The organism is Streptomyces sp. NPDC079020 (assembly GCF_044542225.1).
Classification (GTDB): Bacteria; Actinomycetota; Actinomycetes; order Streptomycetales; family Streptomycetaceae; genus Streptomyces.
Genome location: NZ_JBITUB010000003.1, coordinates 400486 through 425803 on the forward strand (window position 1 = coordinate 400486; position 25318 = coordinate 425803).

Annotated in this window: 18 protein-coding genes and 1 riboswitch; of the genes, 7 read left to right on the forward strand and 11 right to left on the reverse strand. The window is 71.6% G+C overall.

Translation table 11 applies throughout. The annotated features are described in order from the left end of the window. Positions 1-59: 59 nt before the first annotated feature. Positions 60-3098 carry a GNAT family N-acetyltransferase gene (locus tag ACIGJO_RS08985; RefSeq protein WP_399954217.1) on the reverse strand — a complete coding sequence of 1013 codons (3039 nt, stop codon included), beginning with the start codon at positions 3096-3098 and terminating at the stop codon, positions 60-62. A 160-nt stretch (positions 3099-3258) separates the two neighbouring features. On the opposite strand from ACIGJO_RS08985, the gene ACIGJO_RS08990 reads away from it, so the two are divergent. Then, positions 3259-3540, forward strand: coding sequence for an HPr family phosphocarrier protein (locus tag ACIGJO_RS08990; protein WP_018105371.1), 282 nt, complete (start codon positions 3259-3261; stop codon positions 3538-3540). A gap of 178 nt (positions 3541-3718) precedes the next feature. Here the strand turns inward: ACIGJO_RS08990 and ACIGJO_RS08995 are convergent, their stop codons facing one another. The 4 genes from ACIGJO_RS08995 to ACIGJO_RS09010 all read right to left on the reverse strand — a co-directional run bounded on the left by ACIGJO_RS08995 (position 3719) and on the right by ACIGJO_RS09010 (position 8663). Next, complete coding sequence (locus ACIGJO_RS08995; RefSeq protein ID WP_399954220.1) at positions 3719-4426, reverse strand: GntR family transcriptional regulator; 708 nt, start codon at positions 4424-4426, stop codon at positions 3719-3721. A gap of 214 nt (positions 4427-4640) precedes the next feature. Continuing rightward, entirely contained in the window at positions 4641-5459 is an 819-nt protein-coding gene (locus tag ACIGJO_RS09000) for a M23 family metallopeptidase (RefSeq protein ID WP_399954223.1), read from the reverse strand. A gap of 12 nt (positions 5460-5471) precedes the next feature. Next, a riboswitch (cyclic di-AMP (ydaO/yuaA leader) is annotated at positions 5472-5640 on the reverse strand. Between the two features lie 246 nt (positions 5641-5886). After that, positions 5887-7269, reverse strand: a complete 1383-nt coding sequence (locus ACIGJO_RS09005) for a M16 family metallopeptidase (protein ID WP_399954227.1) — start codon at positions 7267-7269, stop codon at positions 5887-5889. A 26-nt stretch (positions 7270-7295) separates the two neighbouring features. Beyond that, on the reverse strand, positions 7296-8663 hold the full coding sequence (locus ACIGJO_RS09010; RefSeq protein WP_399954230.1) for a M16 family metallopeptidase: 1368 nt from the start codon (positions 8661-8663) through the stop codon (positions 7296-7298). Between the two features lie 259 nt (positions 8664-8922). Here ACIGJO_RS09010 and ACIGJO_RS09015 point away from each other — a divergent pair, with 259 nt between their 5' ends. After that, positions 8923-11373, forward strand: coding sequence for a DNA topoisomerase (ATP-hydrolyzing) subunit A (locus tag ACIGJO_RS09015; protein WP_399954233.1), 2451 nt, complete (start codon positions 8923-8925; stop codon positions 11371-11373). A 77-nt stretch (positions 11374-11450) separates the two neighbouring features. Here the strand turns inward: ACIGJO_RS09015 and ACIGJO_RS09020 are convergent, their stop codons facing one another. Beyond that, on the reverse strand, positions 11451-12692 hold the full coding sequence (locus tag ACIGJO_RS09020; RefSeq protein WP_399954236.1) for a CobW family GTP-binding protein: 1242 nt from the start codon (positions 12690-12692) through the stop codon (positions 11451-11453). Positions 12693-12715: 23 nt separating this feature from the next. Then, positions 12716-13870, reverse strand: coding sequence for a citrate synthase/methylcitrate synthase (locus ACIGJO_RS09025; protein ID WP_399954561.1), 1155 nt, complete (start codon positions 13868-13870; stop codon positions 12716-12718). A 139-nt stretch (positions 13871-14009) separates the two neighbouring features. Between ACIGJO_RS09025 and ACIGJO_RS09030 the strand changes: the two genes are divergently transcribed. From ACIGJO_RS09030 to ACIGJO_RS09045, 4 genes are all read left to right on the forward strand, one after another. Next, positions 14010-15410 (forward strand): citrate/2-methylcitrate synthase, encoded by a 1401-nt coding sequence (locus ACIGJO_RS09030; RefSeq protein ID WP_399954239.1) that lies wholly within the window; start codon positions 14010-14012, stop codon positions 15408-15410. A 152-nt stretch (positions 15411-15562) separates the two neighbouring features. Continuing rightward, a complete protein-coding gene (locus ACIGJO_RS09035; protein ID WP_399954243.1) occupies positions 15563-17224 on the forward strand; it encodes an ATP-binding protein in 1662 nt (553 codons plus the stop codon). Next, positions 17221-17895, forward strand: coding sequence for a response regulator (locus tag ACIGJO_RS09040; protein WP_399954245.1), 675 nt, complete (start codon positions 17221-17223; stop codon positions 17893-17895). Before ACIGJO_RS09035 ends, ACIGJO_RS09040 begins: the two co-directional genes overlap by 4 nt. Before the next feature lie 273 nt (positions 17896-18168). Next, the gene (locus tag ACIGJO_RS09045) at positions 18169-19671 is read left to right on the forward strand and encodes an alpha/beta hydrolase (RefSeq protein ID WP_399954247.1); all 1503 of its coding nucleotides are present in this window, start codon (positions 18169-18171) and stop codon (positions 19669-19671) included. A 258-nt stretch (positions 19672-19929) separates the two neighbouring features. Here the strand turns inward: ACIGJO_RS09045 and ACIGJO_RS09050 are convergent, their stop codons facing one another. From ACIGJO_RS09050 to ACIGJO_RS09065, 4 genes are all read right to left on the reverse strand, one after another. After that, positions 19930-20607 carry a response regulator gene (locus ACIGJO_RS09050; RefSeq protein ID WP_399954249.1) on the reverse strand — a complete coding sequence of 226 codons (678 nt, stop codon included), beginning with the start codon at positions 20605-20607 and terminating at the stop codon, positions 19930-19932. After that, positions 20604-21767 (reverse strand): sensor histidine kinase, encoded by a 1164-nt coding sequence (locus ACIGJO_RS09055; RefSeq protein ID WP_399954251.1) that lies wholly within the window; start codon positions 21765-21767, stop codon positions 20604-20606. Before ACIGJO_RS09055 ends, ACIGJO_RS09050 begins: the two co-directional genes overlap by 4 nt. Continuing rightward, a complete protein-coding gene (locus ACIGJO_RS09060) occupies positions 21764-22282 on the reverse strand; it encodes a DUF1453 domain-containing protein (protein ID WP_399954253.1) in 519 nt (172 codons plus the stop codon). The genes ACIGJO_RS09055 and ACIGJO_RS09060 overlap by 4 nt, the downstream gene beginning before the upstream one ends. 123 nt (positions 22283-22405) lie before the next feature. Further along, positions 22406-24538, reverse strand: a complete 2133-nt coding sequence (locus tag ACIGJO_RS09065; protein ID WP_266924651.1) for a type IIA DNA topoisomerase subunit B — start codon at positions 24536-24538, stop codon at positions 22406-22408. Between the two features lie 443 nt (positions 24539-24981). Between ACIGJO_RS09065 and ACIGJO_RS09070 the strand changes: the two genes are divergently transcribed. Continuing rightward, positions 24982-25215: a hypothetical protein gene (locus ACIGJO_RS09070; protein WP_073721947.1), complete on the forward strand. Its 234-nt coding sequence runs from the start codon at positions 24982-24984 to the stop codon at positions 25213-25215. Positions 25216-25318: the final 103 nt, after the last annotated feature.

Sequence of the window (25318 nt, forward strand, 5' to 3'; positions counted from 1 at the left end):
GACTGCCGGGGACGCTGTGGGCGGGCCGGCGGCGGGCCGGGGCGAGCGGCCCGCCGGGGTCAGTAGCTGGGCAGGCGGCGCGGGCCGAGGTCGGTGCGGGCGGGAGGCGGGGCGATGCGGACGCTCGCGCCGAGCACGGTCAGACCGTGGGGGGCGACCACGACCGGTTCGAGCGCCACGGAGACCACCTCCGGGTGGTCGTCGACCAGGCGCGACACCCGCAGCAGCAGCTCTTCGAGCGCCGCCGTGTCCACGGGCGCCGAGCCGCGCCAGCCGAACAGCACCGGGGCGGCCCGGATGGACCGGATCAGCTCGGCGGCGTCGCGGTCGGTGGCCGGTACGAGCCGGTGGGCGGTGTCCCCGAGCAGTTCGGAGGGCGCGCCCGCCAGGCCGAAGGAGAGGACCGCTCCGGCGGCGGCGTCGATCGAGGCCCGTACGACGGTGTCCACTCCGCGCGGCGCCATGGCCTGGACGACGGGCTGGAGTTCGGCGGGCCTGCCGAGCAGGTCGGTCATCTCGCCGTACGCCCGCCGCAGCGCGCTCTCGCCCGCGAGGTCGAGGCGGACGCCGCCGAGGTCGGCACGGTGGCGCAGATGGGGGGCGGTCGTCTTCAGCGCGACGGGGTAGCCGAGCCGGGCCGCGGCGGCGACGGCGGAGTCCGCGTCGCGGGCCGGAAGCGTCGGCCGGACGGTGATGCCGTAGCGGCCGAGAAGTTCGCGGGCCTCGTCGTGGGTGAGCGTCCGGCCGCGCGGGTCGGGGTCGGGGCCGAGCAGTGTGCCGATCAGAGCGGCGGCTCCGGGTTCGTCGATGGTGTCGTCGAGGAACTCGGGCACCTTTCCGGGTACGGCGGCCTGGCGCCGCCACTGCGCGTACTTCACGGCTTCGGCGAGCGCGCGGACGGCGCGTTCCGCGGCGGGGTAGGCGGGAATGCGGCCGGTCCGGGGGCGGGTGGGGGCGGAGCCCGCGGCGGAGGGCACGGGGGCTGTGGAGGGCACGGGGGCCGCCGAACGCGGTGCCGTCGTGGTGCCGGGGGTACGTGGTGCGGGGGCGGGCGGTGCGCCGGGGGTGGCCGTGGTGCCGGGGGTGGCCGCAGCGCCGGGGGTCGTCCCTGTGCCGGGGGTCGTCCCTGTGCCGGGGGTCGTCCCTGTGCCGGGGGTGACCGGGCCGTTCACGGGGCCCGTGGTGCCGCCGCCGGACGCCGTCGCCCCCGTGCGCGGCCGGGTCACCGTGCCGGTGGCGACGGCCAGGGCCTCGGCCAGCCCGCCGATCTCCACATGGACCACGGCCACCGGCTTGGCGGGGCCGTCGGCCGCCGCCTGGTGCAGGGCCGCGGCCAGGACCTCCCCGTCGCCCGTCTCGGCCTCGCCGTTCTCCCCCACCCACGGGATAGCGGTCACGATCACCGCGTCGCACGTCCCGTCGGCGAGCGCCTCGGCCAGCGCGTCCCGGAAGTCCTGCGGACCCGCCGCCGTGGTGAGGTCGCGGGGCGGGCGCGGGCGCAGCCCCTCGGCGAGACAGGCGTCGTACGTGAGCAGGCCGAGGGACTCGGAGTTCCCGAGGATCGCGACCCGGGGGCCGGCCGGGAGCGGCTGATCGGCCAGGAGCAGGCCCGCGTCGACCATCTCCGTCACGGTGTCGACCCGGATGACGCCCGCCTGCCGCATCAGCGCGGAGACCGTGGCGTCGGGGATGCGGCTGACCGGCACGGCGTGGCCGGGCGGGGTGGAGCCGCTGTGCCGGGCGCCCTTCACGACGACGACGGGTTTCACGGCCGCGGTCCGCCGGGCGAGCCGGGTGAACTTGCGGGGGTTGCCGATGGATTCGAGGTAGAGGAGGGCGACATCGGTGTCCTGGTCCTCGTACCAGTACTGGAGGAAGTCGTTGCCGGAGACATCGGCCCGGTTCCCCGCGGAGATGAAGGTGGAGAGCCCCGCGCCGCGCCGGTGGAGGCCGGAGAGCAGGGCGATCCCGATGGCTCCGGACTGCGTGAACAGGCCGATGCGGCCGGGGGCGGGCGACTCGGGGGCGAGGGAGGCGTTCAGCCGGACGGCCTCGGCGGTGTTGATGATGCCGAACGCGTTCGGCCCGATGATGCGCATGCCGTACGAGCGGGCCTGCCGGACCAGTTCGCGCTGGAGCTCACGGCCCTCGGCGCCCAGTTCGGCGTATCCGGCGGAGAGCACGACGAGCCCCTGGACGCCGTTCTCGCCGCAGTCGGCCACCGCTTCGGGCACCCGGTGGGCGGGGACGGCGATGACGGCCAGGTCGACCCGCTCATCGATCTCGCCGACGGAACGGTGCGCGGGGACGCCGTCCAGCGTCGTCAGGCCGTCGTCGAAGGCCTTGTTGACCGCGTAGGCGCGCCCGGTGTAGCCGGAGCCGAGGAGGTTGCGCAGGACGGTGCGGCCCACCCCGCCGGGGGTGCGGCCGGTGCCGATGACGGCGACGGAACCGGGGGCCAGCAGCCGCTGCACCGAGCGTGACTCGGCCCGCTGTTCACGGCCGCGCTGGACGGCGAGGGACTCGGCGGTGGGTTCGAGGTCGAGGGTGAGGTGGACGGAGCCGTCCTCGAAGCTGCGCTGCTGGGTGTATCCGGCGTCCCGGAACACCTTGATCATTTTGTTGTTGGCGGGAAGCACCTCGGCGGCGAAGCGGCGGATGCCCCGCTCGCGGGCGACCGCGGCGATGTGTTCGAGGAGCGCCGAGGCCACCCCTCGGCCCTGGTGGGCGTCCTGGACGAGGAAGGCGACCTCGGCCTCGTCGGCGGGCGCGGAGGCGGGCCGTCCCTGCTCGTTGATCCGGTCGTAGCGGACGGTCGCGATGAACTCACCGCCGATCGTGACGGCGAGCCCCACCCGGTCGACGTAGTCGTGATGGGTGAAGCGGTGCACGTCCTTGTCGGAGAGACGCGGGTACGGGGCGAAGAAGCGGTAGTACTTCGACTCGTCGGAGACCTGCTCGTAGAAGCTGACCAGCCGCTCGGCGTCGTCGGTGGTGATGGGCCTGATGCGCGCGGTGCCACCGTCGCGGAGCACCACGTCCGCTTCCCAGTGGTCGGGGTACACGTGATGCGGACTCTGCTCCGGCTTCGGGTGCATGGCCAAAGCCTACGACCGGCACACCAGTCGCGGAGGGGGCGGGGCCGGGGCAGTCTGGGGAGGCCGACCGGCGGCGCGGCCGGGACGGAGGCCGGGCACAGCACCGCGCACTGCATGAGAGACTGGTCTAGACAACCGTTGATTCGTGAAGGGCAGAACCATGGCTGAGCGCCGCGTAAACGTCGGTTGGGCCGAGGGCCTGCACGCCCGCCCCGCTTCCATCTTCGTCCGTGCCGCCACGGCTTCCGGCGTCCCGGTGACGATCGCCAAGGCCGACGGCAACCCGGTGAACGCCGCCTCCATGCTCGCCGTGCTCGGCCTGGGCGCGCAGGGCGGCGAGGAGATCGTGCTCGCGTCCGACGCGGACAACGCGGAGGCCGCCCTGGACCGTCTGGCGAAGCTGGTCGCCGAGGGTCTTGAGGAGCTTCCCGAGACGGTCTGATTCCCGCACGGATCGGACCGGGGTTTCTTCCCCGACCGGGCCGCGGTATCCCGAAAGGGAGCCGCGGCTCTTTCGTTTCCCCTCCGCACGCAATTACCGCCGGCACCGATTCGGGCGGCGGAAATGAAGCCCTGCGGAATTACTTCACCTCGCATAAGGCTTGTATACGGCGTCATTGTTAATGCCGGACACTCGCGATGTTTACGCCGTGTTGCGGAGTGCTCACCCGGGCCCGGCCCGGAGCGCGGACATCCCGGCGGGCCGTGCGGCGCGGCCGGTGCGCGGACATGGCCCGCTCGGCGTGCCGGGCGGCCAGCGCCCTGGCCCGTTCTGCGTCGCCGCGCGCCACGGCGTCCACGATGGCGCCATGTTCGGCCCAGGATTCGGCGGGGCGGGCGGGCTGCTCGACCGCGTACATCCAGGCGGTCTTGTGGCGCAGCTGGGTGAGAAGGGCGATGAGGCCGGGGCTGCCGGAGGCCTGCGCGAGGGTCTCGTGGAACCAGCCGCCCAGTGGGCACAGGTCCTCGCCCTCGCCCCGGCGGGCCCGCTCCTGCCCCAGCCTGACCAGGCCGCGCAGCACCCTGAGATGGGCCTCGGTGCGCCGCTGAGCGGCGCGTGCGGCCCCCAGGGGCTCCAGGAGCATCCGGGCCTCCAGCAGGTCGGCGGCCTCCTGTTCGGTGGGCTCGGCCACACACGCACCGGCGTGCCGGCGGGTGACGACGAACCCCTCGGACTCCAGCGTGCGCAGCGCCTCCCGGACCGGGACCCGGGAGACTCCGTAGCGCCGGGCGAGCACCTCCTCGGTGAGGCGGCTGCCGCGCTCGAAGACACCGGAGACGATGTCGTCACGGATTGCCGTGCATACCGAATACGCGGGAATGCGCATGTCCGAACCTCCGCCATAATCCCCGCGGAACGCGGCCGACCGACGCCTTTTCCGTGACTCTATGACAATCGGCCGGAAATTCCGATGATGCCGGGAAATCCAGGGGATATCTTTCGGCCACCGGGCACTTCGGCGGAGGCTCCGCCGGACCCGGCCCGTGAAATGCCGGAGGCCCCGGCGGAGAGCCGGGGCCATCGGCGGGGTGCGGAGACGGTCAGACGTTGAGGCCGTGGGCCCGCAGGTAGGCGACCGGGTCCATGTCGGAGCCGTACTCGGGCGTGGTGCGCGCCTCGAAGTGCAGGTGCGGTCCGGTGGAGTTGCCGGTGGAGCCGGAGAGGCCGATCTGCTGGCCGGAGGTGACGCTCTGGCCGACGGAGACGCCGATCGAGGAGAGGTGGCCGTACTGGGTGTACGTGCCGTCCGTCATCCGGAGCACGATGTTGTTGCCGTACGCGCCGCCCCAGCCGGCCTCGACGACCGTACCCGCGCCGACGGCGACGACGGAGGAGCCGGAGGCCGCGTGGAAGTCCACGCCGGAGTGGCTGCCGGAGGACCAGAGCGAACCACTGGACTGGTAGCCGGTGCTGACGTACGAGCCGGCGACCGGGAGGTGGAAGGAGTTCAGCCGGGCGCGTTCGGCCGCGCGGGCGGCGCGCGCCTTGTCCTGGCGGGCCTCCTCGGCGCGGGCCTCGGCCTTGCGTTCGGCCTCCGCCTTCGCCCTGGCCTTGGCGGCGGCCCTGGCCTCGGCTTCCGCGACGGCCTTGGCCTTCGCCTCGGCGGCGATCTCCGCCTGGTGCTCCTGGACCTTCGCCTGGGCGTCGATCTGCCGGGCGAGCGTGGCGTCGATGGCGATGACCGCGGTCAGGCCGGTGTCGCTGACGGGGTGGGCCTCGGAGTCCGCGGCGAGGGCCGGGGAGGCCATACCGCCGATGACGCCGGTGGTGGCCAGAGCCGCGACGCCGGCGACCTGGGCGCGCTTGCGCGTCAGGCGGCTCGGGGCACGGTGCTTCCCGGTGGCACGGGTGAACGCCATGGAGGGGCTGATCCTTTCCTTCCTTCTCGCCTACCGGGTTAGCTGACGGGTTCGGAGCAGGAAGGTCTCCTACGGACACCTGGGCCTCGTACGGGGCACGGGCATCCGATTCACCCCAGGGACTTCATGGGTCCCCGGCTCCCCAGGCTCGCGCCTGACGGGGACTCGGCGATGGCTGCCCGGCGCCGCGGACGCGGCATACGGATGACGGACAGCGGAGCCGACGCTAAGCGGCACAACTTTCCCGCACCAAACGGACAGCGGGTTTTGTCGCTCATCCCACAGAACAGAAGGGCGACTTCCCCCACAAAGGAACCCAATAGGACAAAAAGGGAGACCCCGGCGCGACGGCTCGCACCGGGGTCCTCTGTGTCCCGGTATGCGACGGCGGGAGCAGGGAGCGCCCGCCGCCGCACACCCGGACGAGTCAGCCGCTGACGACCGAGACCTCACCGATACCGAGGGCCTTCACGGGCTCCTCGATCCGCGCCGCGTCCCCCACCAGGACCGTCACCAGCCGGTCCACCGGGAACGCGCTGACCACGGCGGCGGTCGCCTCCACCGTGCCCGTCTCGGCGAGGCGGGCGTAGAGGTGGGCCTGGAAGTCGTCCGGGAGGTGCTGCTCGACCTGGTCGGCCAGGGTGCCCGCGACCGACGCCGCGGTCTCGAACTTCAGCGGGGCGACCCCCACCAGGTTCTGCACGGCCGTCTCGCGCTCGGCATCCGTCAGCCCGTCGGCCGCCAGGGTCCGCAGCACCGTCCAGAGGTCCGCCAGCGCCGGTCCGGTGGACTCGGTGTCCACCGAGCCGCTGATCGCCAGCATCGCGGCGCCCGCCGCCCCGGAGGCCGAGCCGGGAGCCGTCGAGCGCAGGACCTGGCCGAAGGCGCGGACACCGTAGGTGTAGCCCTTCTCCTCACGCAGCACCCGGTCCAGCCGGGAGGTGAGGGTGCCGCCCAGGCAGTAGGTGCCGAGCACCTGGGCCGGCCAGACGCTGTCGTGCCGGTCGGCGCCGATCCGGCCGATGAGCAGCTGCGTCTGCACCGCGCCGGGACGGTCCACGATAACGACACGGCCGGTGTCGTCGGCGGTGATCGGCGGCACCGGACGGGGCCGGCCGGCGTTTCCGGACCAGTCGCCGAGGGTGTCGGCGAGCAGGGCGTCCACATCGACCCCGGTGAGGTCGCCGACGATCACGGCCGTCGCGGTGGACGGGCGGACATGGGCGTCGTAGAAGCCGCGCACGGCCGCCGCGTCGATCCCGCGCACCGTCTCCTCGGTGCCCAGGCGCGGGCGTGACATACGCGCGGTCGCCGGGAACAGCTCCTTGGAGAGCTGCTTGGCGGCGCGGCGCGCGGGGTTGGCCTGCTCGTGCGGGATCTCGTCGAGCCGGTTGCCGACGAGGCGCTCGATCTCGCTCTCGGCGAAGGCCGGGGCCCGCAGCGCTTCGGCGACCAGACCCAGCGCCTTGGCCAGCCGGGAGGCGGGAACCTCCAGGGAGACCCGGACGCCGGGGTGGTCGGCGTGCGCGTCGAGCGTGGCACCGCAGCGCTCCAGCTCGGCGGCGAACTCCTCGGCGCTGCGCTTGTCCGTGCCCTCGGACAAGGCCCGGGACATGATCGTGGCCACGCCGTCGAGCCCCTCGGGCTCGGCGTCCAGCGGGGCGTCCAGGAAGATCTCCACGGCGACGACCTGCTGGCCGGGGCGGTGGCAGCGCAGCACGGTCAGCCCGTTGGGCAGCGAACCGCGCTCGGGGGCGGGAAACGCCCAGGGCCGGGCCACGCCGGGGGCGGGCTGCGGGTGGTACTCCATGGCTACTCCAGTCGCGGCGGCGTCGCTCACTTGTCCGCCCCCTCGGGCGCGTCGGTGCCTTCGGTGTCGTCGGCGGTCTCGTCGGCCGCCGGCTCCAGCGGCTCGTAGACCAGCACCGCCCGGTTGTCGGGACGCAGCGCCGCTTCGGCGGCCGCCCGGACCTCCTCGGCGGTGACGTCCAGCACCCGCTGCACGGCGGTCAGGGCGAGCTGCGGGTCGCCGAACAGGACGGCGTACCGGCACAGTTCATCGGCGCGGCCCGCGACCGTACCGAGCCGGTCCAGCCACTCGCGCTCCAACTGGGCCTGGGCCCGTTCCATTTCCTCGGGCGTGGGGCCCTCGGCGGCGAACCGCGCCAGCTCCTCGTCCACCGCCGCCTCGATCTGCGGCACCTCGACGCCGCCGGACGTCTTGACGTCCAGCCAGCCCAGCGAGGGCGCTCCGGAGAGCCTCAGCAGCCCGAATCCGGCGGCCACCGCCGTACGGTCACGGCGGACCAGACGGTTGTGCAGCCGGGACGACTCGCCGCCGCCCAGCACCGTCAGCGCCAGGTCCGCGGCGTCGCAGGCCCGGGTGCCGTCGTGCGGCAGCCGGTAGGCCGCCATCAGCGCACGCGCCGGGACCTCTTCCCGAACCACCTCGCGCAGCTGCTCCCCGATCACCTCGGGCAGCGTGCCGTCGCGCGGCGGCTGCTTGCCGTCGTGGGAGGGGATGGAGCCGAAGTACTTCTCGATCCAGGCCAGCGTCTGCTCGGGGTCGATGTCGCCGACCACCGAGAGCACCGCGTTGTTCGGGGCGTAGTACGTGCGGAAGAACGTACGCGCGTCTTCGAGGGTCGCGGCGTCCAGGTCGGCCATCGAGCCGATCGGGGTGTGGTGGTACGGGTGGCCCTCCGGGTACGCGAGGGCGGTCAGCCTCTCGAACGCGGTGCCATAGGGCACGTTGTCGTAGCGCTGGCGCCGCTCGTTCTTCACGACGTCGCGCTGGTTCTCCATGGACTCCTCGTCGAGGGCGGCGAGGAGGGAGCCCATCCGGTCGGCTTCCAGCCAGAGAGCCAGCTCCACCTGATGGGTGGGCATGGTCTCGAAGTAGTTCGTCCGCTCGAAGCTGGTCGTCCCGTTGAGCGAGCCACCGGCCCCCTGTACGAGCTCGAAGTGCCCGTTCCCCTTGACCTGGCCCGAACCCTGGAACATCAGGTGCTCGAAAAGGTGAGCCAGGCCTGTGCGTCCCTTGACCTCGTGGCGCGAACCGACGTCGTACCAGAGACAGACCGCGGCGACCGGGGTCAGATGGTCCTCCGAGAGCACCACCCGCAGACCGTTGGCCAGGCGGTGCTCGGTCGCCGTCAAGCCGCCGGAGCCGGCCTGTGCTGTGGCCGTGTGACCCATGGGCATGTACGTCCCTTCGATCGCGATACTGGATTTCCTGCCAGACCTGCCACTGTAAGCAAGCGCACCGACACCTGGCGAAGTTCCCGTTCCGTCGATGTTGCTGTAGATGCTGCCGCAACCGGGACCCGTGCCGGGTCCTGTGGGGCCGCTTCGGACCGCTTCGGACGGGTCGAGGTCGGCGTTGTCAGTGCGGCGGTCCACAATGGTCCGCGTCAGAACCTCAGGTTGCCCGATCAGAATCCGTGAAGGAGTCGCAGCCGCGATGGCCCGCCGTAGCACGAAGACCCCGCCGCCGGACGACTTCGAGGAGAAGATCCTCGACATCGACGTCGTCGACGAAATGCAGGGCTCCTTCCTCGAGTACGCGTACTCGGTGATCTACTCCAGGGCCCTGCCCGACGCCCGCGACGGCATGAAGCCGGTGCACCGCCGCATCGTGTCCCAGATGAACGAGATGGGGCTCCGCCCCGACCGCGGCTATGTGAAGTGCGCCCGTGTGGTCGGCGAAGTCATGGGTAAGCTGCACCCGCACGGGGACGCGTCGATCTACGACGCGCTGGTGCGGATGGCACAGCCGTTCTCGATGCGGCTCCCCCTCGTCGACGGACACGGCAACTTCGGCTCGCTCGGCAATGACGACCCGCCGGCCGCGATGCGGTACACCGAGTGCCGGATGGCCGATGCCACGTCGTTGATGACCGAAGCCATCGACGAGGACACCGTCGATTTTCAGTCGAACTACGACGGCCAGGAGCGGGAACCGGTCGTCCTCCCCGCCGCGTATCCGAACCTCCTGGTCAACGGGGTGTCCGGAATCGCGGTCGGCATGGCCACCAACATGCCCCCGCACAACCTGGGCGAGGTCATCGCCGCCGCCCGCCACCTGATCAAGCACCCGGGCGCCGACGTGGAAACGCTCATGCGCTTCGTCCCCGGACCCGACCTGCCCACAGGTGGCCGGATCGTCGGGCTCGGCGGCATCAAGGACGCGTACACAGCCGGCCGCGGCACGTTCAAGATCCGGGCGACGGTCGCCGTGGAGGACGTGACGGCGCGGCGCAAGGGCCTGGTCGTCACCGAACTGCCGTTCACCGTCGGCCCGGAGAAGGTGATCGCCAAGATCAAGGACCTGGTCTCCGCGAAGAAGCTCCAGGGCATCGCGGACGTCAAGGACCTCACCGACCGGGCGCACGGACTGCGCCTGGTGATCGAGGTGAAGAACGGCTTCGTACCGGAGGCCGTGCTGGAACAGCTCTACAAGCTGACGCCGATGGAGGAGTCCTTCGGCATCAACAACGTGGCGCTCGTCGACGGCCAGCCGCTCACCCTGGGCCTCAAGGAGCTGCTGGAGGTCTATCTCGACCACCGCTTCGAGGTGGTGCGCCGGCGCAGCGAGTTCCGCCGGACCAAGCGCCGCGACCGGCTGCACCTGGTCGAGGGCCTGCTCGTCGCGCTGCTCGACATCGACGAGGTCATCCGGATCATCCGGGACAGCGACAACTCGGCGCAGGCGAAGGAGCGGCTCATGGAGCGCTTCTCGCTGAGCGAGATCCAGACCCAGTACATCCTGGACACCCCGCTGCGCCGGCTCACCCGGTTCGACCGGATCGAGCTGGAGGGCGAGCGCGACCGGCTCAGCGAGGAGATCGCCGCGCTGACCGCGATCCTGGAGTCCGACGCGGAGCTGCGCAAGCTGGTCTCCTCCGAGCTGGCCGCGGTGGCGAAGAAGTTCGGCACCGACCGGCGCACGGTGCTGCTGGAGTCGGCGGGTTCGCAGGTCGCGTCCGTACCGCTGGAGGTCGCGGACGACCCGTGCCGTGTGCTGCTCTCCTCGACCGGTCTGCTGGCCCGCACGGCCACCGGTGACCCGATCGTGGTGGCCGAGGACGCCAAGCGTGCCAAGCACGACGTGATCGTGTCGGCCGTCCCTGCCACGGCCCGCGGCGATGTGGGGGCGGTGACGTCCACCGGGCGCCTGCTGCGGATCGCGGTGATCGATCTGCCCCAGCTGCCGGACACCCACGCGGCCCCCAATCTCTCCGGCGGGGCACAGATCTCGGAGTTCCTGACCCTGGAGACGGGCGAGGAGCTGATCTGCCTCACCACCCTGGACGAGTCCTCACCGGGCCTGGCGATCGGCACGCTCCAAGGAGTGGTGAAGCGGGTGGTGCCCGACTACCCGGCCAACAAGGACGAGTTGGAGGTCATCTCCCTCAAGGACGGTGACCGGATCGTGGGCGCGACAGAGCTGCGTACGGGCGAGGAGGACCTGGTCTTCATCACCTCCGACGCGCAGTTGCTGCGCTATCCGGCCGCGCAGGTACGCCCGCAGGGCCGGCCCGCCGGAGGGATGGCGGGAGTGAAGCTCACGGCCGGGGCGGAGGTGCTCTCGTTCACGACGGTGGATCCCGCGGCGGACGCGCTGGTGTTCACGGTCGCGGGCTCGCACGGCACGCTGGACGATTCGGAGCTGACGTCGAAGCTCACCCCGTTCGACCAGTACCCGCGCAAGGGCCGGGCGACCGGCGGGGTGCGCTGCCAGCGGTTCCTGAAGGGCGAGGACATCCTGGTGTTCGCCTGGGCGGGCGCGGTCCCGGCACGGGCGGCCCAGAAGAACGGCGCTCCGGCACAGCTGCCCGCTCCGGATCCGCGACGCGACGGTTCGGGCACACCGCTGCTCCAGCCGGTGGCGGTGATCGCCGGACCCGTGTGACGGCGCGGCGGCCGGCCGTCGCGCCGGGGGCTGTCCCGTGGTCCCGGTCCTGACGGGCGTGGATCACGGGACGGCGCTCAGGGCGCCTCGGCCGGCCGCTGTACGTATCTCAGGACGCCCCACATGCTGCGTTCGTGCTGCTCCTGGTCCTCATGAGGCCGGTCCGCGTCGTGTGGGCGGTCGTCATGCGGGCGGTCGTCGTGCGGCCGGTCGTCATGCGGCCGGTCCGCGTCGTGCGGGGCGTCTTCGGGCCGGGTGCCGTACGAGGCGCTCCGCGGGGCGTCCGGTGACACGTCCGGACGGGGCCTGTCCGTGGCGTCGCCCGTTCGCGTCCGGCAGTCCGCGAGTTTCTTGTGCAGCGCCTCGGCGTCGATGCCCGAACCGATCAGGACCAGCTGCGTGAGCCGCTGCTCCCCCCGCGACCAGGGCTGGGGGACGAAGCGCAGAAACCTGCCCACCGCGTGCAGGGCGTACTTGTTCGCCCGGTCCCCCGCGCCGAAGTCGGCGAACCCCTTGATCCGGTACAGGCCCTCGGGCCTGGAGTCGAGGAACTCCAGGAACCGGCGGGGGTCCATCGGCTCCTGGGAGGTGAAGGCGACACTCTCGTACGCCGCGTGCAGGTGGCCCGCGTGCCCGGCCTCCCCCTCCTGGCACTCGTCCAGGAACAGATCCTCGAAGGTGAGCTGCCGGGCCCCGTCCTCGTGGTCCGGCCTCAGCACGGGGTCGAAGAGCAGTCCGGGATCGATACGGCCGTGCACGGCGGAGATGACAGCGGCCCGGCTGCCCAGTTCCGCGACGCTTCCGCGCAGCCGGGCGTGCTCCGCCTCGTCCACCCGGTCGGTCTTGTTCAGCACCACGAGATCGGCGACGGCGAGATGGCGGTCGATCTCGGGATGGCGCTCCCTGGTCCGCCCGAACTCGGCGGCGTCCACGACCTCGACCAGTCCCCCGTACCGGATGTGCGGGTTGTCGCTGGCCAGCAGCATCCGTACGAGCTCCTGGGGTTCGGCGAGACCGCTCGCCTCGATGACGATCACATCGAGGCGGGCGGAGGGCCGGGTCAGCGTCTCCAGGAAGGTGTCGAGTTCGCTCGCGTCGACGGCGCAGCACAGACAGCCGTTGCCGAGCGAGACCGTCGAGCCGACCTGGCCCGCGACGGTCATGGCGTCGATCTCGATGGCTCCGAAATCGTTGACGATCACGCCGATCCGGTTGCCCGCCCGGTTGCGGAGCAGATGGTTGAGCAGCGTCGTCTTGCCGGATCCCAGGAAACCCGCCAGGACGACGACCGGAATCTGCGGGCTGCGGGTCGGGGTCAACGGGGGCCTTCCTCGGAATGTCGTCAGGGTGCCGGGACCGGCTGGGGCGGGGGCGTGCCGACGTAGCGGGCCGCCGGGCGGATGATCTTCGAGTCCTCCGCCTGCTCCAGGATATTGGCGCTCCATCCGACCACACGCGCCGCGCAGAAGGTGGGGGTGAACATCTCGCGCGGCAGCCCGCACAGCTCCATGACGACTCCCGCGTAGAACTCCACGTTGGTGTGCAGCTCACGTCCGGGCTTGAGCTCGGCGAGGATGGCCTCCACCTGGCGTTCCACCTCGACCGCGAAGTCGACGAGCGGGCCGCCGAAGCTCTGGGCGATGCCCCGCAGCATGCGCGAGCGCGGGTCCTCGGTGCGGTAGACGGGGTGACCGAAGCCCATGATGCGCGCGCCCGAGAGCACCTGCTCGCGGATCCAGCCGTCGATACGGTCCGGGGTGCCGATCGCGTCCAGTGTGTCCAGGGCCCGGCTGGGCGCTCCGCCGTGCAGCGGTCCGGAGAGCGCGCCGACGGCGGCGACCAGGCAGGCGGCCACGTCGGCGCCGGTGGAGGCGACGACCCGGCCGGTGAAGGTCGAGGCGTTGAACCCGTGGTCGACGGTGGAGATGAGGTACTGCTCGACGGCCCTGACGTTCGCGGCGGCCGGTTCCGAACCGGTCAGCATGTACAGGTAGTTCGCGGCGTACGGCAGGTCCTCGCGCGGCTCCACGGGTTCGAGACCCTGGCCGAGCCGGTACAGCGCGGTGAGCACGGTCGGTACGGCCGCGCAGGCGGCGAGCGCGTCGTCGCGGCGGCGGCCGGCCCCGATGTCGTACACCGGGCGGAATCCCGCCGAGGCCCCGAGCAGCGAGAGTGCGGTGCGCAGTCCGGCGAGCGGGCCCGAGACGGCGCCGGCGCGGGCGATGGCGGGCAGCGCCTCGCGCACCTCGGCGGGCAGCCGGCGCAGGGCCGCGGTGCGAGCGGCGAAGTCCGCGCCGGCGGCCCGGTCGGGCAGCTCCCCGTGGAACATCAGGTACCAGACGTCCTCGAAGCTGCGCGTCTGCGCCAGCTCGATCGCCGAGTACTGCCGGTAGTGGTAGAAGCCTTCGCGGCCTCGGACATCTCCGAGGGCGGTGTCGGTGACGACGACGCCCGCGAGGCCACGGGGTACGTCGAGCGGAGCGGTGCTCCGGGTCATGGCCGTCATCTCTGGTCACTCCTCCGTGGCTTTGAATATTGATTCGACTGTCCATGCTTGACTTAATTTCTGTCAATATTGATTGAATCAATGTGTAAGGCCCGGTGAACTTGACCGATGCATGGATACGGTGGGCGCCATGACGGATCACGCAGCGCAGGCCCCCGGCAGCGATCACGGCCACCGTTCCTCCGGCACCAGCTCCGGCTCCGGCACGGCGGACGCGCCCGGTGACCGGCGGCTCACCACGCGGGAGACGGCCGAGCTGCTGGGGGTGAAGCCCGAGACGGTCTACGCGTACGTCAGCAGGGGGCAGCTGAGCAGCCGGCGCGTCCCCGGAGGGCGCGGCAGCACGTTCGACGCCGCCGAGGTCGAGGCGCTGATCCGGCGTACGGGGCGCCGCGAGCCCGCACCGGCCGACGGCGACCTCGTCTTCCGTACCGGCATCACCCTCATCGAGCCGGACCGGTACTACTTCCGCGGCGTCGACGCGACCGGGCTCGCCCGGCGGTACGGCTACGAGGAGGTCGCCGAGTGGCTGTGGACGGGCGAGCTCCGGCCGGGTATCCGCTTCGCCGCGCCCGAGGCGGCTCTCGCTGCGGCGCGCCGGGCGGTCGACGCGCTGCCCCCGCACAGCGGTTCGACGGACCGGCTGCGGGTGGCGGTGATCGCGGCGGCCGCCGCCGATCCGCTGCGGTTCGACCTCTCGCCGCAGGCGGTGCTCAGCAGTGCCCGCAGCCTGATTCCCACCCTGGTGGGCGCTCTGCCGTTGGCGGGAAGCGGGAGCCGTCGCGCGGCGGAAGCCGCCCCGGCCACCGCCGTCACCGGGGGTGGCGACGGCGCACCCGGTGCGGACGGCACCCGTCCGCTCGCCCGGCAGCTGTGGCCCAGGCTCACCGCCCAGCCCGCCGACGAGGCGTCGCTCGCCGTGCTCGACACCGCCCTGACCCTGCTGATCGATCACGATCTGGCCGCGTCGACGCTGGCCGCCCGGGTCGCCGCGTCCGCCCACGCCCATCCGTACGCCGTGGTCTCGGCGGGTCTCGGCGTACTGGAGGGACCGCTGCACGGCGCCGCGAGCGGCCTGGCCCACCAGATGCTGACCGACGTCGTGGCGCGGGGCAGCGCGGCCCCCGTCGTCGCCGACCATCTGCGGGCCGGCCGCCGGGTACCGGGCCTGGGGCACCGGCTGTACACGGGTGAGGACCCCCGCGCCCGTACGCTGTTCGCCCTGCTGGAGGAGGTGCCGCGGGCGGCCGGCGTGCTGGCGGCGGCCCGCGACGTGGTGAGCACGGCAGCGCGCCATACCCCCCTGCACGCCAATGTCGATCTGGCCCTGGCCGTCCTCACGGTCGCCGGCGGCATGCCCGCGGAGGCGGGCGAGACGGTGTTCGCGGTCTCCCGGACGGCGGGCTGGATCGCGCACGCGCTGGAGGAGTACGCGGAGCGGCCGCTGCGGATGCGGCCCATCGGGCAGTACCGGGGCCCGCTCCCGCCTCAGCCCCTGCCCGAGCCGGTGCGGTCGCACGGTCCCGTGTAGCTGTCCCGGGCGGGGCGGCAGCCCGGTCCTGTGCGGCGGCCCGGCGCGGCGCGGAGGGAAACCGCGGCGGACATCCGCTACCCCGGACATCCGCTACCCGGCCGTCCGCCGGAATTTCCGGAAGGGCCGGAACCCCCTTTACCGTTCGTACGATGAGCACCCCGACGACCACCGCCCGGGGCCCGCGCCGGTTCGGCTGGCCCCAGCGGGTCTTCTCCCAGGTGCTGCTCATGCAGTTGACCATCATCACCGGCGTCACGGTGCTGGTCACCGGCCTGTTCCTGGCTCCGCTCAGCGCCCAGCTCGACGACCAGGCCATGCGCCGGGCCCTCGCCATCGCCCAGAGCACGGCGGCTCAGCCCCGGATCACGACGGGGCTCCTCACCACGGAGCCCTCCCCGCACGGCTCCGTGCAGGCCGCCGCCGAACGGATCCGGCGGGCGACCGGCGCCGAGTACGTCGTGATCATGAACGGCCGGGGGGTGCGCTGGTCGCACACCGAGGTCCACCGGATCGGCAAGGTCGTCTCCACCGACCCCGGCGAGGCGCTAGCGGGCCGGGAGATCATGGAGATCGACAGCGGGACGCTCGGCCGCTCGGCCCGTGGCAAGGTGCCGCTGCGCGACACCTCCGGCCGGGTCGTCGGCGCGGTCTCGGTCGGAATCGCGTACGACAGCGTCCGTGCCCGGCTGCTCGCGGCGATCCCGGGGCTGCTCGCGTACGCGGGCGGGGCGCTGGCGGTCGGCGCGCTGGCCGCCTATCTGATCTCCCGCCGCCTCCAGAAGCAGACCCATGACCTGGCGTTCTCCGATATCTCCGCGCTCCTGACGGAACGCGAGGCGATGCTGCACAGCATCCGCGAAGGAGTTGTCGCGCTCGACCGGACGGGGCGCATCCGGCTGCTGAACGACGAGGCGCAGCGCCTGCTCGGCCTGGGTCCGGACGCCGCCGGGCACCCTCTCGACGAGGCACTGGGCGAGGGCCGGACCACGGATGTGCTGTCCGGCCGGGTGGTGGGTGACGACCTGTTGACCGTACGGGGCAGCCGGGTGCTGCTCGCCAACCGGATGCCCACCGACGACGGAGGTGCCGTGGTGACCCTGCGCGACCGCACCGAGCTCGAACATCTCGGCCGCGAGCTCGACTCCACCCGGGGATTGATCGATGCGCTGCGCGCCCAGGACCACGAGCACGCGAACCGCCTGCACACCCTTCTCGGACTCCTGGAACTGGAGATGCACGAGGACGCCATGGAATTCGTCACGGAGGTCGTCGGGGTACACCGGGCGACGGCCGAACAGGTCACCGAGAAGGTGCACGACCCTCTGCTGGCCGCTCTGCTGGTCGGCAAGGCCACGGTCGCCGCCGAGCGCGGCGTCTCGTTGCGCGTGGCGCCCGGCTCGCTGCTGCCGGACCGGCTGGTGGATCCGCGGGGCCTGGTCACGGTGGTCGGCAACCTTGTCGACAATGCCCTGGACGCGGCGGCCGGGTCCGAGGAGGCACGGGTCGAGGTGGGACTGCGGACCGAGGGCCGTACGGTGGTCCTGCGGGTCCACGACAGCGGGCCCGGGGTGCCGCCCTCCCAGTACGAGTCGATCTTCACGGAAGGCTGGTCGACGAAGGTGCTCCCGGCACACGGCAGACGTGGTCTGGGGCTCGCGCTCGTGCGCCGGCTGGCCGAGCGCCAGGGCGGCAGCGTGGCCGTCGGCGAGTCCGCGGAGGGCGGCGCGGTGTTCACGGTCGTGCTGCCGGAGGCCCTGGGCGAACCGGACCCGGCCCCTGTACAAGCGGCGACGGCAGGAGAGAACCGTTGATCCAGGTCCTGGTCGTGGACGACGATGTCCGGGTCGCGCAGATCAACGCGGCCTACGTCGCCAAGGTGCCCGGCTTCCGGGTCGCCGCGCGGGCCCACTCGGCGGCCGAGGCACTCGCCAGGGCCGAGGAGGTCCCCGTGGACCTGATCCTCCTCGACCACTACCTCCCCGACCGGAACGGTCTCGCGGTGGTACGGGAACTGCGCACGCTCGGCCACCATGTCGACGTGATCATGGTGACGGCGGCACGCGATGTCGCCACGGTTCAGGCGGCGATGCGGCACGGGGCCCTCCAGTACCTGGTCAAACCGTTCACGTACGCCGGTCTGCGGACCAAGCTGGAGGCGTACGCGGCACTGCGCCACGCCCTCGACGAGGGCGGCGAGGCCGAACAGGCCGAAGTGGACCGGCTCTTCGGCGCACTGTGGGCGGCGGGCGAACCCGATCTCCCCAAGGGGCACTCACCGACCACGGCGGAACTGGTCCGGCAGGCACTGCGGACCGCCGGCGGTCCGCTCTCCGCCCAGGAGATCGCGGACAGCGCGGGGATGAGCCGGCAGACGGCCCAGCGCTATCTGAAGCTGCTGGAGCGCACCGGCCGGGTCCGTCTGACCCTGCGATACGGCGAGACCGGCCGCCCGGAACACCGCTACGCGTGGGCCACGGGCTGAGCCGATCCGGAAGGCCGGGCGCGGGGGTCCGGAAGGCCGGGCAGCGCGGGTCCTGCGCGCGGCGCGGGGGGTCCGGCGCGCGGGTCCTGCGCGCGGCGCGTGGGTCCGGCAGCGGCTCGGCCGGAACCACGGGCACGCAAGGGGTCCGGTCGTCGGCCCGGCCGGAACCACGGTCGTTCCAGGAGGACTTGAGGGTCCGCCGGAGCCCCGTTGTTACGTTCCCACCATGTACCCGTAGAAGTGCCATCATGCGCGGCCGGAACAGTGACGCGCATGAACACGAGCATGCGCGTGAACATTAACCCGCACACGAAACGGCGGGCTCTCTCCGTCGTCCTGGCCATGTCGGCCTCCGCGGTCCTGGCCGTCCCCGGCGCGGCGGCCGTCCAGAAGACGTCCGCGGCCGCCACCACCGCAGCCCCCGGGATCAGTTGGGGCGCCTGCCCCAAGGGCGATCCGCCCTACCCCGACCCCAGCCCCAAGGCGCAGTGCGCGACGGTCGAGGTACCGGTGGACTGGTCGAAACCGAAGGGCCCGAAGACCGGCATCTTCGTCGCCCGGTACCCGGCCACCGACCCCGCGCGCCGGATCGGTGTCCTGATGTCGAACCCTGGTGGGCCCGGGGCGCCGGGAGCCGATGACGCGCTGTACGCGGACGACCCCTTCGGGGGTTACTCCCCCGCCATGCTCCAGCGCTTCGACATGATCGGCTTCGACCCGCGCGGCATCGGCCGCAGCCGGGGCGCCCGCTGTGACGAGACGATTCTCGACTCGATCCCGGCCCGCCCCCGCAACGCGGCCGAGTTCGAGCAGCTGCGCACGCTCAACGGCCGGTTCGCGGCCAGTTGCCTCAAGGGGACAGGCCCGCTCGCCGCCCATATGGATACCGAGAGCGTGGCCCGCGACGTGGACGCGATCCGTGCGGCCCTCGGCGAACGCCGGATCAGCTTCCTCGGGCACTCCTACGGCACCTCCATCGGCGACCACTACGCGCGCCTGTTCCCGGGGAACCTCCGCGCGCTGGCCCTCGACAGCGCGATGGATCCGGACCGGCCGAGTGCCGAGCGCTACATCACCGACGGCAGCGTCTCCGTGAACAACACCCTGAAGCGGGTCGCGGACTGGTGCGAGAAGGACGCTTCCTGCGCGCTGAAGGGCCAGGACCTGGCAGCCGTGACCGACCGGCTGTTCGCCCGCGCCGAGGCGGGCACGCTCCACGATCCGGGTCCTGACGGGCCGACGCGGACCAAGGTCGATGCCGACCGGCTGTCCGGCTTCCTCACCGGTCAGCTGAGTCTGTGGATGCCGAAGGAGACGGCGGATCAGCTGGCCGCCCTGCAGAGCGGCAAGGGAGAGGTCCGCTGGCTGGACGGCGGCAGCCACGACATCGCCACGCGGCTCGTGCTGTGCCGGGACAACGACTTCCGGATCCGCGACTACGCCCAGTACCGGGCCATCCGCGAGCGGGTCGCGAAAGCCGCCCCGCACGTCGGTTACAACGCCCAGGCCCTGGACTTCGTCCTCGCCTGCCAGGGCTGGCCCATGCCCCCGAAGCCCCGGCCCGCCCAGGCGGGAGGCAGCCTCCCGCCGGTCCTCGTGGTCAACGCCACCCACGACATGGCGACCCCTCTGGCGGGCGCGCGCCGCATGGCGGCCTCCTTCCCGAAGGCTTCCCTGTTCACCATGGATGTCGTGGGCCACTGGCTCTACCGCCGGGGCGCCACTGAGGAAGCAATGCGGGTGACCGACACCTACCTGACCAGCCGCAAGAACTGAACCGAAGGACCGGGCAGGGGCCGGCGGCGGCGCGTATCCGACCGCTCCCGGCCCCTGCCCGACAGTCCTGGACCACTCCTGCCGCGGGTCAGTGTGCCAGTCTCCGTCTCCGCCCTTGAAGGTCATGGACGACCAAGGCGGAGGGGGAAGCGGGTCTCCGCCGGACAACTTCCTTGTCCGCGTACTTTCTTGGCCGCGCAGCCCGCCACGGGCGGGCCGGGAGGCTCCCGGGCACATCTTCCGCCCGGCTTCACCTCTTCAGGTGACGGACGTACCGGGCGGGTGCGCGAGTCCCCGAACGTACGCATAGCGCACCGCCTGAGCTCTGTCGCGCACTCCCGTCTTGGCGAAGAGGTTGTTGATGTGGGTCTTCACCGTGGCCCGGGAAATGTGCAGACTGCGCGCGATCTCGGGATTGGACAGCCCCTCGGCGGCCAGGACGAGAACCTCGGCCTCCCGGGGTGTCAGCCCGTCCGGCAGCTCCCCCGGCCCGGCCCGCGTGTCCTGGACCGGGGCCGCGGCGACCCGCTCCACGAGACGCCGCTGCACGGTGGGGGACAGTCCGGCCTCGCCCGCCATCACCGCCTCGACGGCCCGGACGATCTCCTCACCCCGGGCGTCCTTGGTGAGATAGCCGCGCGCTCCGGCCCGCAGCGCCGAGAGGAGCGAGTCGTCGTCCGCGAAGGTCGTGAGCACCACGACCTGGGTCCCGGGGTGCTCCCGGCGAATCCGCCGCGTCGCCTCCACTCCGTCGCAACGGGGCATCCGCAGATCCATCAGCACGACGTCCGGCGCGAGTTCGGCGACCAGCCGGACCGCTTCCTCCCCGTCCTTCGCCGATCCGATCACCTCGATCCCGGGCAGCAGCCCCAGCAGCATGACAATTCCCTCGCGGACCACCGACTGGTCGTCGGCGACCACCACCCGCGCACTCACGCGGGCACCCGCAGACTCACCACGAACCCCTCCTCGCCCGGCCCGGCACGCAGTGTCCCGCCGAGCAGTTCTGCACGCTCCCGCATCCCCAGCAGACCGTAGCCGGAGCCGCTGACAGCCAGCTCGTCGGCGGGTCGGCAACCACCCGAATCGCGTACTTCCAGGGCGACGGCGTCCGGGAGGTACTCCAGTGTCACGAGCACGGCGGCCCCCGGCGCGTGCTTGCGCGTATTGGTCAACGCCTCCTGCGCCACCCGCCTCACCGTCTGAGAGGCTTCCACCGGCAGCCCCCGGCGCTCCCCCCGCACCGTCACCTCGGCCGGTTCGGCGGCCACCAGCCGGCGCAGGAAGTCCTCCACGGGGGTCATCTCACCGCGCAGGGCGGAGAGCGCCTGCCTGGTCTCCGTGAGCCCGTCCTCGGCCCTGGACCGGGCGGCGACCACCCGGTCCAGCACCTGGTCCCGGAACGCGCCGGGCGGTTCCCGCTCGATCAGCAGCCGCGCCGCCTCCAGCTGCACGAGCTGCGCGGAGAGACTGTGGGCGAGCACATCGTGGATCTCGCGGGCGATCCTGGCACGCTCGTCCAGCGCGGCCGTTTCCGCCTCAGCCGCCCTGGCGGCGCGCGCCTGTTCCAGAAGCCGCTGGGCACCGGCACGTGCCTCCGCGTCGAGCCGCAGGACATACCCGGCGAGGCAGAGCCCTCCCGTGGTGACTGCCGTGGTCAGCCATCCGTCGCCCTCGACGAGCGCATAGGCGGCAAGGGCCACCAGCGTGGGCGGCACAGCCGCACCGAGCGGAAGCCGCTCCAGGGCCGTGACGGCGCAACCGCACCAGAGCACCGCGGCGAGCGTCCCCGCCCCCGCTCCGTGCGCCCCGAACGCCACCAGCAGCAGGAGCACCAGCAGCCCCAGAGACGGCCACAGGCGGTGGTTCAGCGTGGCGCGGAAGAAGGCCCGCGCGGCCACCGCGCATCCGGCCACACCCAGCAGAGCGATCACGATGCCCCACGGTCCGAAGTCCGTGTTCCTGTACGTGCTCCACAGCAGACCGGCCATGACGGCCAGCCGCACCGACCACGCGATCACCGCCCGGGGGCGGGTCCGGCTCATCCTGGCGAGAGCCTCCCGTGACGGCCAGCTCGTCCAGGCGCTGCGGGTCACACGCGGTCCTTCCAGGCCGGCTGCGCCGATATGCCCGCGGCTGCGACACCGTACGGCAGACTCATCGGCCGGGCCCACCGCACCAGGGTGCCGCCGCGTGCGAACAGCATCGCCGACAGGACGGCCATCACGGCGGCCCTGCCCCGGCGGATGCCCGTCAGCACGGCTGCCCCGGCCGGCGCCGCACGCGGGGCCACTGCGCCGGACCACACGAACACGGTGGCGCGGGTGCCCGCGCTCCCCAGGGTGCCGTCCCGTTCGCTCCGCAGCCGGGCCGTCCAGCCCCGGCCGGCGCCGGTGACCGGTCCGGCCAGGAGCCCGGACACGAGCACCGCTATGGACAGGGCCTCGTGGTGCGGATCGGTCGGTCCGTCCTCCCGCGCCACGAGAACGAGCAGCACACCCGGGAGAAGCCACCAGCGCCTGTCCCCGGCGACGCGCCGCGCCGGGAACGGGCGGACCACGACGGGAGTGATGACGGCGACGATCACCAGGACGTTGAAGAGCCCGGACATGGCAGCCTCCGAGGTGCGGGAAGGTTCATCGCCTTCGACGCTACGGAGCCGCCGGGGACGTGGGATCGGCCCGGGGGTTGATCGTGGGTGGAGAATCGCTCTCCACCCACGGGTGGAGAACCCTCAGGCGTCGATGCGCGAGCGGTCCAGCGTCGCCGCCGAGCTGGTGATGAATTCCTTGCGGGGCGCGACCTCGTTGCCCATCAGCAGATCGAAGACGTGCTCGGAGGACTCCAGGTCGCCGATGTTGATCCGGCGCAGCGTGCGGTGACGGGGATCCATCGTGGTCTCCGCCAGCTGGTCGGCGTCCATCTCACCGAGACCCTTGTAGCGCTGGATCGAATCCTTGAACCGGACGTTCTTGCGCTGGAGCTCCAGCAGGGTCTGGCGCAGCTCGCCGTCGGAGTACGTGTAGATGTACTTGTCCTGGCCCTTCTTGGGCTGGACGAGCTCGATCCGGTGCAGCGGGGGCACCGCGGCGAAGACCCGTCCCGCCTCGACCATCGGCCGCATGTACCGCTGGAACAGGGTCAGCAGCAGACAGCGGATGTGGGCACCGTCGACATCGGCGTCCACCAGCAGAACGATCTTGCCGTAGCGGGCGGAGTCGATGTCGAAGGTCCGTCCGGACCCTGCTCCTATGACCTGGATGATGGCGCCGCACTCGGCGTTCTTGAGCATGTCCGAGACGGATGACTTCTGGACATTGAGGATCTTGCCCCGGATCGGCAGCAGGGCCTGGAATTCACTGTTCCGGGCCAGCTTGGCCGTACCGAGGGCCGAGTCGCCCTCGACGATGAAGAGCTCGCTGCGGTCGACGTCGTCGCTGCGGCAGTCGGCGAGCTTGGCGGGCAGTGACGAGGACTCCAGCGCGGTCTTGCGGCGCTGCGCGTCCTTGTGCTGGCGGGCCGCGATACGCGTACGTGCGGCCGCCACCGCCTTCTCCAGCACCGACCTGGCCTGGGCCTTGGCGTCCCGCTTGGTCGAGGTCAGGAAGGCCTTGAGCTCCTTGGCCACCACATTGGCGACGATCCGGTTGGCCGCCGAGGTGCCGAGCACCTCCTTCGTCTGCCCCTCGAACTGCGGCTCCGCGAGCCGTACGGTGACGACCGCGGTGAGGCCCTCCAGCGCGTCGTCCTTGACGACATCGTCCTCGGCCACGCGCAGCAGCTTGGCCGAGCGCAGCACCTCGTTGACCGTCTTGGTGAGGGAGCGCTCGAATCCGGTCACATGCGTGCCGCCCTTGGGGGTGGCGATGATGTTGACGAAGGACTTGATGTTGGTGTCGTAGCCGGTGCCCCAGCGCAGTGCGATGTCCACCCCCAGTTCCCGGGTGACCTCGGTCGGGGTCATATGTCCGCGGTCGTCCAGGACCGGGACGGTCTCCTTGAACGTACCGGTGCCGGTCAGGCGCTGGACGTCGCAGACGGCCTTGTCCTGGGCCAGGTACTCGCAGAATTCACTGATCCCGCCGTCGAAGCGGAAGGTCTCCTCGGTCTTGCCCTCGCCGTCGATGCCCCGCTCGTCGCGCACGACGATCGTGAGGCCGGGGACGAGGAACGCCGTCTGGCGGGCCCGCTGGTACAGGGTCTCCAGGTTGAGCTTGGCGTCCTTGAGGAAGATCTGCCGGTCGGCCCAGTACCTCACCCGGGTACCGGTACGGGTCTTCGGAACCCGCTTCCCCTTGCGCAGACCGTTGGCGGGATCGAACGGGCTGTCCGGCCCCTGCTCGGTGAACATGCCGGGGACCCCGCGCCGGAAGCTGATCGAGTGGGTCGCGCTGTTGCGGTCGACCTCGACGTCCAGGCGGGCGGAGAGGGCGTTGACGACGGAGGCGCCCACACCGTGCAGGCCGCCCGAGGCCGCGTAGGAGCCGCCGCCGAACTTGCCGCCGGCGTGCAGCTTGGTCATGACGACTTCGATGCCGGAGAGACCGGTCTTGGGCTCCACGTCGACCGGGATGCCACGACCGTTGTCGCGGACCTCGACGGACGAGTCGTCGTGGAGGATCACCTCGATGTTGTCGCAGTAGCCGCCGAGGGCCTCGTCGACGGAGTTGTCGATGATCTCCCAGAGGCAGTGCATGAGGCCGCGGCTGTCGGTGGACCCGATGTACATCCCGGGGCGCTTGCGGACTGCCTCAAGCCCTTCGAGTACGAGAAGGTGCCGCGCGGTGTAGTTGGAGCTGTCCCTGTCTACGACGCCGCCTGCTCCGGTCAGCAGCGCAGTGGACGGCACGGACGTATCGGCGGTCACGCGGTTCGCTCCTCGCTGAATTTCATTTGGGCCCCAAGTGGGTAACGGGCTCGGCTTCGGTTGCCGCTGAGAGCCTACCGAGGCCTGGTAGAGCGGTTGTAACGCCACCCTCGGGGAATCCTCATGCTAGTCGAGCCACTCCTAGGCTCGCATGAATGTTCGATCATTCGTTGGAGTGACGTGCACATCACGTTCCCTTCGAGGCATGAACCATTTAGGCTCCGGGCACGTCCTCATGAACAACCGGCAAGCCAGCCGGCGGACCGTCCAAGACAAGCAACGCGAAACCGTAGCGCTACGCAATACGGCACATTCGCCGCCAACCGGCAACAGTCAGCCATCCTGAGAAGAAGTTTCGAAGAAAAGCCACGAGCGGGAACGTTTTCGGCCTGGTTGGATGTTGACCCTGGTACGACAGCTCGTCGAGCTAGAGAAGAGGCGACGTGACTACTGTTCTGACCCCCGCGAGCCCGCTGACCGCAGCAGACCGCTGTGACCGTTGCGGCGCCCAGGCATATCTGCGCGTCGTCCTGATCAGTGGCGGTGAACTGCTCTTCTGCGCTCACCATGGGCGCAAGTTCGAGCCGGAACTCAAGAAGATCGCCGCGGAAATACAGGATGAGACGGATCGGCTCACCGCCGTACAGGCCAGTGCCGCCGAAGAGGAACAACACTGACACCTCGCATCCACGACGAGCCAGGGGCCGGTCCCGGACCGACCGACGGGCGGCTCCCCCGATGAGGGGGAACCGCCCGTTCTCGCCGTTTCGCGCCGCTTCC